Below are 9154 nucleotides of genomic sequence, written 5' to 3'. Positions count from 1 at the left end.
AACCAGATTTTTCTTGGTTTTGTTATAAGTTTTCTTAATATTTTTTGAGAAGCTTTTTGTATCAAACAATACCAAACATTATGGCGATCGCCTTAAATCCAAACTTTTCCATCTACTGATTATGTGGAATGGCATTTAAAACAGTCCTTGGCTCCTTTGTTATTTGAGGATGAAGAAATTGATGATGGTTCTCTGAATGTGATTAAAGCGAGTCGCAGTGAATCGGTGCAATCTAAAGAGAGAAAAAAACGGAATCAAGAGAACTTTCCTGTGCATAGCTTTCGGACTTTGTACAGAAGACCTGGGGACAATTTGCTTGAATACAGTGGAATGTACGATTAGGGAGGGAAGTTATCGTTTTTCTAAGATAACTCGACCGACCCAACTGCAACAAAAAGCGTTAGATTTATTGGGAGTTTCCCTGATTTGTACCCAGTAAAGGGGCGGCGGAAATTCTCTTAATCCCTTCTACAGCACAGGTTATGGCTTTTTGTCAACGGGGAAGTCCAGTAATAAAACACTGTTTTGTTTTTTCGTACTCTATAATAAAAAAATTCTGTCTTTCCTCAATTTGTACAAATTGAGCGAGTCTGTCTATTTTTTGTGATAGATGGCTCTTGATTTCGTCAAACGTTATCATTTTCTTTTAAAAGTCCTTGCGTGAATTTGATATAATTCATTGAAATCACCCCCTAACATCTCGGAAACCGTGTCTAAATAGTTTTGGGCGATCATTCCTGTATTACTATCAAAAATAGATTCACAATAATTAGCCTCCTCATCTAAAAATTCATTTCCTAGCGAGTACGCAGCAAATTCAGCCGCGTTCAACCAGTAATCTTCTGGTATTATTGTGATAACTTCAGATTTTATAGGTGGATTTTTATCGACCACCCTTTGAGCAAATAACAAATTATTAAAAACTGATAATATATAAGGACTATGGGTTGTTATAATTAATTGGTTATCAGCATTTTGATTGACCATTACTGCCAATAGTTCAATTAAGTTTTTCTGGGCAACTGGAAATAAATGGGCTTCAGGTTCTTCTATTATTCTTAAAATTATTCTATTATTAATAATATTTAGAAAAATATCTTGTAATATTCTAATGGATTCCTTTTGTCCTGACGAAGCATTATGCAAATAAACATATTTTTTAGATTGCCTATCTAGTACAATTTTTTCACCATCACTATCGATACAATATCTACCCTTTAATATTTTATAAACTTTTTCCATTATATTTATTAGATGATGCTTTTTAGCTTCGTCTTCTACATATCTGTTAATTAGTCCGTCAAAATTATCAAATTTTTCAAAAATATTTTTAATTATCTCACATTTTTCTATAAATTCAATCATCAAAATATCATCTGTAATTTGTTGTTTGTTATTTGAAGATTTTTGATTATTCTTCTCTAGTGTATTTTGTATCCCAGCGAATAAGCGCATATTGAACTGATTAGAATAGCTTACTGTTACGTTTCTACTTGCAATTACAAAAAATAAATCGGTCTGGCTTGTTTCAAATACTGATTCTAGTGATTGATTTAATATTGTAGAAAGTCTTTGAATATATCTAATTATGCCTATATTAGGAGCGTAAGAATTCAAATCCTCATCAGATAAATCTTCCTCTAAGAGTTTTTTAATTTGATTTATAGATTTTTCAATATTTTCATTAAAAAAGTTATTGCTGAGACTGGCATTAATTTTTTTTTCATCATCAAGCACTAAATTAATAAATTTATTTTTTTCAAGACTATAATAATAAGTTATCTCAAAATTGGGTATATGAAGTGTAGAACCAAAAAAATCATAAAATCTTTCTTGTATAAGAAATACAAAATTTGAGAATATATCGAGAGAATCTGATGTTTTTAGTTGATCTTTGGATAATAAATAATCTTTGAGTGATTTAAAAAAATAAATCAACTTAGCGATCGTACTCTTTCCGCTCGCTTGTTCACCGATTAAAACTAAAACCTTTTTAATCTCAATTTCAGCGTACTCGATCGCTCCGAAATTTTTAATAATAATTTTTTGCATAGATGCGCGCTTTTTGTATACGACTATAAACCATAGTACCGCGAGCCATCTCAAAACCGATCGCTACCCAGCCATCCCGAACCCGCAACCGTCACGAGTTCCCCTTTCTAAACGGAAAGCCACGAGAAGATCATTCAACGCATCCATATCGCCATCCATTAAAAACGCATCGTGACCGTGCGGTGATCGCAACCAGAATAATTGCGAATTGGGGATATATTTCGCTAACTCCTCTTGTTCCACGGGAGGATAAAGAAGATCCGAATTGATCGCCACGATCGCCGTCGGTTGTTGAATCGACTGTAGGGCCGATTCGTAACTTTTTCCCGTCCGGGTGACATCATGACGATCCATCGCCCTACTTAGGGTGATATAAGCATTCGCGTCAAAACGTTCGACTAACTTTTTCCCCTGATATTCTAAATAGCGGGCGATCGTAAACTCTCCCCCCTCCCCGTACTCACGGCCGAAACGTTCCTCAAAACTGGCGTGCGATCGATAGGTAGTCATCGCCATCATCCGGGCCACCGATAAACCCCGCGCCGGAGGACGCTCAATCGAATAATTTCCCCCTTGCCAATGGGGATCGGCGTAGATCGCCCCCCTTTGGGCCTCTCCCAGCGCGATACACCAGGACGAATGTCGTCCCGAAGCCGCAATCACAGCGATCGAGTGCGTCCTCTCCGGGTACAGTAGCGCCCACTCCAAAACCTGCATCCCTCCCAAGGAGCCCCCGATCACCAACCGCAAAGACTCGATCCCCAATGCGTCCATCAACAGCCGTTGTAGGTGAACCAGATCCCGAATGGTGATCTCCGGGAAAGTCGGGCCGTAGGGTTTACCGGTACGGGGATCGATCGAAGTGGGGCCGGTTGTCCCGTAGCAACTGCCGAGAATATTGCTACAGACAATAAAATCGCGGGTCGGATCGAGAACGCGTCCGGTTCCTAACAAAGGTTCCCACCAAGCTTCCACGTCGGCCCATCCCGTGAAGGCATGACAGACAATAACCCCGTTATCCCGCTTGTTATTCAAAATTCCCCAGGTTCGATAGGCGATCCGCACCCCTGCGAGAACCGCCCCCGATTCGAGAACAAAAGGATGCGGTGGGGAATAGAAACGGGTTTCCGGGGAGATCAAGTCTAGGCGATCCATGGGCGGGGTGGTTGGTTATAAACTCTGGAAAGTTTGCTGGAAATCCTCGATAATATCGTCAATATGTTCCAAACCCACGGAAACGCGGATTAATTCGGGCGTTACTCCCGCCGATCGCTGTTCTTCTTCCCTTAACTGCTGGTGAGTCGTGGAGGCGGGATGGATAACCAGGGTTTTTGCGTCGCCCACGTTGGCAAGATGGCTGGCCAGTTTCACCCGGTTAATAAAATTCCGCCCGGCCTCGAAACCGCCCCGAATCCCGAAGGCTAAAACCCCGCCAAAGCCGTGTTTTAGGTACTTCTTCGCCCGTTCGTGGTAGGGATGTTCCGGTAATCCGGGATAATCCACCCATTGCACCTGTGGCTGTTCTTTGAGCCAGTTCGCTAGGGCCAAGGCGTTGGATACATGACGATCGACCCGTAGGGAGAGGGTTTCCAATCCCTGTAGCAGTAAAAATGCGTTAAACGGACTCAACGCTGGCCCGAAATCCCGCAATCCCTCCACCCGCGCCCGGATAATAAAGGCGATATTGCCCAAAGGGCCGGACGGTCCGAACACCTCGTAGAAATTCAACCCGTGATAACCTGGTGCGGGTTCGGTAAACTGGGGAAATTTGCCGTTTCCCCAGTCGAATTTACCCGAATCGACGATTACTCCGCCGATGGAAGTGCCGTGACCGCCGATCCATTTGGTCGCCGATTGCACCACGATATCCGCGCCCTGTTCGATCGGGCGACAGAGATAGCCGCCGCAGCCGAAGGTATTATCGACGATCAGGGGAATGCCGTTCTCGTGGGCGATATGGGCCAGGGCGGCAAAATCGGGAATATTAAATCGGGGATTGCCGATCGTCTCGACGTATAAGGCTTTGGTGCGATCATCGATCGCCGCTCGAAAAGCCTCGGCCTCATCGCCATCGACGAACTTGACATTTATTCCTAAACGTGGTAGGGAAACTTTGAACTGATTATAGGTTCCGCCGTAGAGGTAGCTAGTAGAAACGATATTATCTCCCGCAGCTGCGATATTAGCGATCGCTAGAAATTGCGCCGCCTGACCGCTAGAGGTGGCCAGGGCTGCCGCACCTCCTTCTAAAGCGGCGATCCGCTTCTCGAAGACATCGGTGGTCGGGTTCATGATCCTGGTGTAGATGTTGCCGAACTCTTCCAGGGCAAACAGTCGCGCCCCGTGGTCGGCATCGTTGAAAACGTAGGAAGTGGTTTGATAGATGGGAACGGCGCGGGCGTTAGTTCCGGGGGCAGGTTCCTGGCCGGCGTGTACTTGTAGCGTCTCGAAACGGTAACGGTCAGACATAGATACTCATGGACGAAAATAAAGGGTAAATTCCTCGATCTGTGCGATCAAGGAAAAAGGGTGATTATCTCCTTAATAATGGATAAATAGAGGGTTTTAACCCATTTATCGCTATTTTTTCATGAATGACAGTTCGCTGGTCGATAGCATTTAAACAGCATTAAAAGCATTCACTTCCTATCCTACTTCGAGTAGAATGATCAAGCCTTGCCTCGTTTCACAAAGATTCCAAGACTTCCTGCGAGTAGGGTTGCGAACACGATATTAGGTTCGGGAACCTTGACATCGGCGGCGATTACTTTGAAATCTGGCCCGTTATCGCCGACTCCGTTCAAACGTTGGGGATCGTTGTTGCGCTCGCTAGTTAAGCGCAGAGTTCGCGCGCGGATACCGTCGAGCCGAATCCCGATCGAACCAATATTGAACGGGCCGTTGTTGAGGACGGGAGGAACGATCGTGCTGATGTTATAGTCCGCTTTCGTGTAGTTCGCGCGTAAAATTTTATAACTGGCTAAAACCGTCGTTCCATCGTCCGCGATCGCTTCCACCAGTAAATCGCTATCCCCCGCAACGGTTCCCCCCGGCGTTCCCCCCCGTTCCCAGAAAAAGAACGTATTCACCGGTCGGAGGAAAGAAACCTCGATAATTGCAGTATCGGCGTTCTCACGGGTTACGAGGAGACTATTCAGGTTTAAATTGCCCAAACTGGCGGCGATATCCGCGTCGGTGGGGTTCGGTTTCGCTGGACCCTCCCCGACTAGGGGATCGCTAGTCGTCTTCGGTCCGTGACCCGCATGGAGAATTCCGTTAGTATATGTGACTCCCCCCACGGTAACGTCGGCGGTATCGTTGCGGATAACCCGACCCCCATTGACCAGATCAAACTGACTGACCGTTAAACCGTTGAAAACCACCGAATCGAGACGGACATCTCTAGTGGGATCGTTGAGAAGATTAGGATTTCCAGTTAGGTCCGGACTGGCCGTAACGTTGGTTTGAAAGGAAAAGGGGAGAAAACCCGCCGCGCGCGCGGGTGTTCCAGTCGTTAGAGCCAAGGCCACTCCAGTGGTCGTGGCGGCGATTTTGAAAAGAGCGGCGAGGTGCTGCGACCGCATGAAAAGATGACTCATCGATAAATGACCTCGTTAGGGGATGGAATGGGTACAGTGGGCTTATCCGCTTGCTGTATTTAGGGTTCTACCATAGCCATCTTCTGCGAGTCAATTTATCGAGATATCGTTTATACAAAATATCTTTTATGCCGAAACTAGATTGTGTTAAGGTAATTGCTACAAAAGAAAGTACCAGCTAGACTGGTGGCATGAGAATGTACCATTTAGACCAAAGGAAATTTTGTTATAATTGCTTCTGGATAACCCCGATTGCTTTCTTGGATAAATAAATGCCTTTTTGGTCAACTTTCTGACTAAAACTAACGAGATAATCGTTTTAATTCATGATTACTAAAACATTTAATCGGTGACTATGGTAACTATAAATAGACATTTATTTCCCGATATTTTGCCAGCCAGAAGCGAGAGAATGGACGAGACTAAATCTGACTTCATCTAAATAATATAGGACAAGTTTACCTTCATTTTCTAGTTGCTGAAATTCTTGAAATAGATAAATTTATCAATAATTATGAAGATAAAATCAGCCATTTTATTTATTTGCAAACCCATCCCATCAACTATCTCTATTCTTAATTAAAATGCTCAAAATTCGTCTTTTAGCTAGACCAAGTAATATCTTTTTTTTGTTATTAATCTTGGCGATTATTTTTAATCCTTTCGTGATTGTCAATGCGGGAGAAAGAGGAGTTTTAATGGTCTTTGGTCAAGTACAGGATAAAATACTTAATGAGGGTATTCACGGGATTATTCCCGTTGTTAACACGGTGAAAAAACTAAGTGTGAGAATTCAAAAACAACAGATAGCGGCCGAAGCTTCCTCCAAAGACCTACAGGAAGTATTCACAGATGTGGCCCTTAATTGGCATATTTTAGCATCAGAAGTTAATACTATTTTTCAACAAATTGGCGATGAAGCGGCTGTCATTGAACGAGTGATCGATCCAGCAGTTGAGGAAATTCTTAAGGCAGTTATGGCTAAATATACCGCCGAAGAATTAATTACTAAACGGGAGGAGGTGAAAGGGGAAGTGGATATTCGTTTGACCGAAAGAATGAAAAATTATCATATCGGTGTCGATGATATTTCTTTGGTTCATGTCAACTTTTCTGATCGCTTTACCGATGCGGTGGAAGCCAAACAAATTGCCGAACAGGAAGCTAAAAAAGCAGGTTTTATGGTGCTGAAAGCCTTGAAAGAATCGGAAGTAAAAATCAATCTGGCTAAGGGAGAGGCGGCAGCTCATCGCATTCTCCAGGATTCCTTAAGTCCAGAAGTTTTACAGAACAAAGCGATCGAAAGATGGGACGGTAAACTCCCCCTATTTATGGATGATAATCTGCTCAAGTCCCTTGAATTGGCTAAAGATAAGCGAAAAAGTGGCTTGAAGAAGACTTAAGATTCCTTAATGGCTAGATGATAAAAACAATTTATTAAAACCAGAAGAAAGAATACTTGATTTTATTGAAGTTCATTGCTAGGAACTCCTCTATGCTGTTCAAATCCCGAAAGACAAAGCAGAAATTTAACCCTGATTACTGGCGAGATCATTCAGCCAACGAACGCACCTATCTGTCTTGGATGCGCGCCTCGATCGCTTTGATGGGTTTTGGTCTGGTCATTTTGCGTTTACGAACGGCATCTTCGCCATCTCTAGGACTAGGTTGGTTGTTGGGTTTTGTCTTCGCTATGGTGGGATTATTAACCGTTGTCATCGCCACGCGCCACTATTTTCTCATCCGTCGGGCGATCGATAGTAATAGCTACGAACCTGCTCAAGTCTGGATTATTTGCTTTAGTATAGCGATCGCTTGTCTAGGGTCGGGAATTCTCTATTTTGTCGCCACCAGTCCCGATAGCGGTGGAGTGGAAAGCATCGGTTTCGATTAAAACCCCATCCTCGGACGGAGCGGGATGGGGAGAAAATTGCTCGATACAGGTGGTAAAATCCAGATAACTACTTAGAATTACCCATTTTCCGACCTTTCCCAAGAAGGGGCAAAAGGTGGACAAATTAAAGGACAGGCGCGCCAATGACTGTGAACAGGGACTCCCAAGCGTTGACAATAGCCATTTCCTCTCCCCTGAAACTTATAAAACCGACAGTAACGACAGGTAGAGGAACAAGTAGCAACTTTCGGGAGAGGATTTCCCGGGGATTCGATCGCTGTTAGTTTTGGGGATAGGGTGGAAATGGTGTCTAGCAAGGAAGTCTCCAAGGCTAACGGGGTTCACTAGCGACTCTTACCGTACCTAGTCACAAATTATGTCACAGTCGCCCATTGTCCCGGAGTATAACGGTTGACACGCTCCTAAAAAATTGAGAAAATCCCTTACTGCTAGACTTATTCCACCACAACACGCCTAGAAAAGCCCCAATTTAACGAGATCGCCACCATCATCAATACCATCCACTCTGGCGGTAAATAGGTTGGTTGACAAGCTTTTAATAACAATCTTCCCCCTACCGCTAAAACCGTCAGATAGGCCGCATCTTGTAGGTAAACAAACTCAGCCAACCACCTGACAAATAAACCGGTCAAAAATCGTAGGGCTAACATTCCCAAAATACCACCAGTCAGCAGAATCCAGAATCGATCGGCCAGGGCGATCGCTGTTGTCACACTATCGAGGGAAAAAGCCAGATCCGTAAAAGCAATCAGAACAATAACACGGACAAAAGACTCTATTCCGAGATTAAGGGCAAAATTTTCGTCTTCTATTTCTATATTCAAAAATTTCTGCCAAAAATGCTTACCCGCTAACCAGATCAGATAAATAGCACCCAGTACCTCCACCTGCCAGAATTTAACTGTCCAACTGGCACTCACTAACAGGGCAACTCTTAACACAAATGCCCCAGCCAATCCCCAGTTTAAAGCCTGGCGTTGTTGTCTGGGGTCGGGAAGTTCTCGCACCAAAGCGGCCAGGGCGACGGCATTATCGGCCGATAGAATGGTTTCTAAGACTGCCAGGGTGAGAATGGTGCCGCAAGTGGTTAGAGAGAGATTTTCAGCTATATCGAGAATTTGAGGAGACATATAATTATATTTTTACTCCTATCACGTTGTAGATGCGTCTTGGTATTTCCTGCTAGGATTCTTGACTATTTTTTTGTCGGTATAAATCCAGGGTCAAGTTCTTGAGCTTGCGATCGATGGCGAGATTGCTGACAACACTCTCCTTCACTAGGATTTTGGCCGGACACCATCAACTTAGGTACGGGACAAGCATAAAAGCAAATATTCTTAATTGTCGTTTTAATAAATAAAAGTGATGAAAGGGCGAGGTGGTTTCCCAGCCCTACATAAAGGGAATTTATGGATTTGAAAACAAAGAATATTTGTTTTTATTAAAGCCATTGCCTAGAGTGAAAACAGGGCGTTGTCAGATTAAGAGATGATGAGGTAAAATAAATGAAAAATAAAATAAGCAGAAAGAACAATGAAATGCCCAGAATGTCAAAGCCATCACATCAATAAAAATGGTCATCGAGGTC

At 43.6% G+C, this 9154-nt stretch carries 8 protein-coding genes and 1 pseudogene; 3 read left to right on the top strand and 6 right to left on the bottom strand.

All coding sequences use genetic code 11. The annotated features are described in order from the left end of the window. Nucleotides 1–120 precede the first annotated feature (120 nt). Nucleotides 121–439 (top strand): annotated as a pseudogene (locus EWV84_RS22920) (IS1634 family transposase); the annotation flags it as partial. 197 nt (nt 440–636) lie between these two features. On the opposite strand, the gene EWV84_RS16125 reads toward EWV84_RS22920, so the two are convergent. From EWV84_RS16125 to EWV84_RS16110, 4 genes are all read right to left on the bottom strand, one after another. After that, on the bottom strand, nt 637–2052 hold the full coding sequence (locus EWV84_RS16125; RefSeq protein WP_287078822.1) for an AAA family ATPase: 1416 nt from the start codon (nt 2050–2052) through the stop codon (nt 637–639). 63 nt (nt 2053–2115) lie between these two features. Next, complete coding sequence (gene metX / locus EWV84_RS16120; RefSeq protein ID WP_287078821.1) at nt 2116–3207, bottom strand: homoserine O-acetyltransferase MetX; 1092 nt, start codon at nt 3205–3207, stop codon at nt 2116–2118. A 15-nt stretch (nt 3208–3222) separates the two neighbouring features. Further along, on the bottom strand, nt 3223–4521 hold the full coding sequence (locus tag EWV84_RS16115) for an O-acetylhomoserine aminocarboxypropyltransferase/cysteine synthase family protein (protein ID WP_287078820.1): 1299 nt from the start codon (nt 4519–4521) through the stop codon (nt 3223–3225). A 200-nt stretch (nt 4522–4721) separates the two neighbouring features. Next, complete coding sequence (locus EWV84_RS16110; RefSeq protein ID WP_287078819.1) at nt 4722–5651, bottom strand: exosortase-dependent surface protein XDP2; 930 nt, start codon at nt 5649–5651, stop codon at nt 4722–4724. 584 nt (nt 5652–6235) lie between these two features. Between EWV84_RS16110 and EWV84_RS16105 the strand changes: the two genes are divergently transcribed. Then, nucleotides 6236–7054, top strand: a complete 819-nt coding sequence (locus EWV84_RS16105; protein ID WP_287078818.1) for a prohibitin family protein — start codon at nt 6236–6238, stop codon at nt 7052–7054. A gap of 92 nt (nt 7055–7146) precedes the next feature. Continuing rightward, nucleotides 7147–7545, top strand: coding sequence for a YidH family protein (locus tag EWV84_RS16100; protein WP_287078817.1), 399 nt, complete (start codon nt 7147–7149; stop codon nt 7543–7545). 77 nt (nt 7546–7622) lie between these two features. Here the strand turns inward: EWV84_RS16100 and EWV84_RS16095 are convergent, their stop codons facing one another. Next, nucleotides 7623–7862, bottom strand: coding sequence for a hypothetical protein (locus EWV84_RS16095; RefSeq protein WP_287078816.1), 240 nt, complete (start codon nt 7860–7862; stop codon nt 7623–7625). 138 nt (nt 7863–8000) lie between these two features. After that, nucleotides 8001–8696 carry a TerC family protein gene (locus EWV84_RS16090; protein ID WP_287078815.1) on the bottom strand — a complete coding sequence of 232 codons (696 nt, stop codon included), beginning with the start codon at nt 8694–8696 and terminating at the stop codon, nt 8001–8003. Between the last annotated feature and the right edge of the window lie 458 nt (nt 8697–9154).

It is taken from the genome of Microcystis sp. M_QC_C_20170808_M3Col (assembly GCF_007095505.1).
Taxonomy (GTDB): Bacteria; Cyanobacteriota; Cyanobacteriia; order Cyanobacteriales; family Microcystaceae; genus Microcystis.
Note: the sequence above shows the minus strand (reverse complement) of the source record. Positions and strands in the feature narration are given on the sequence as shown.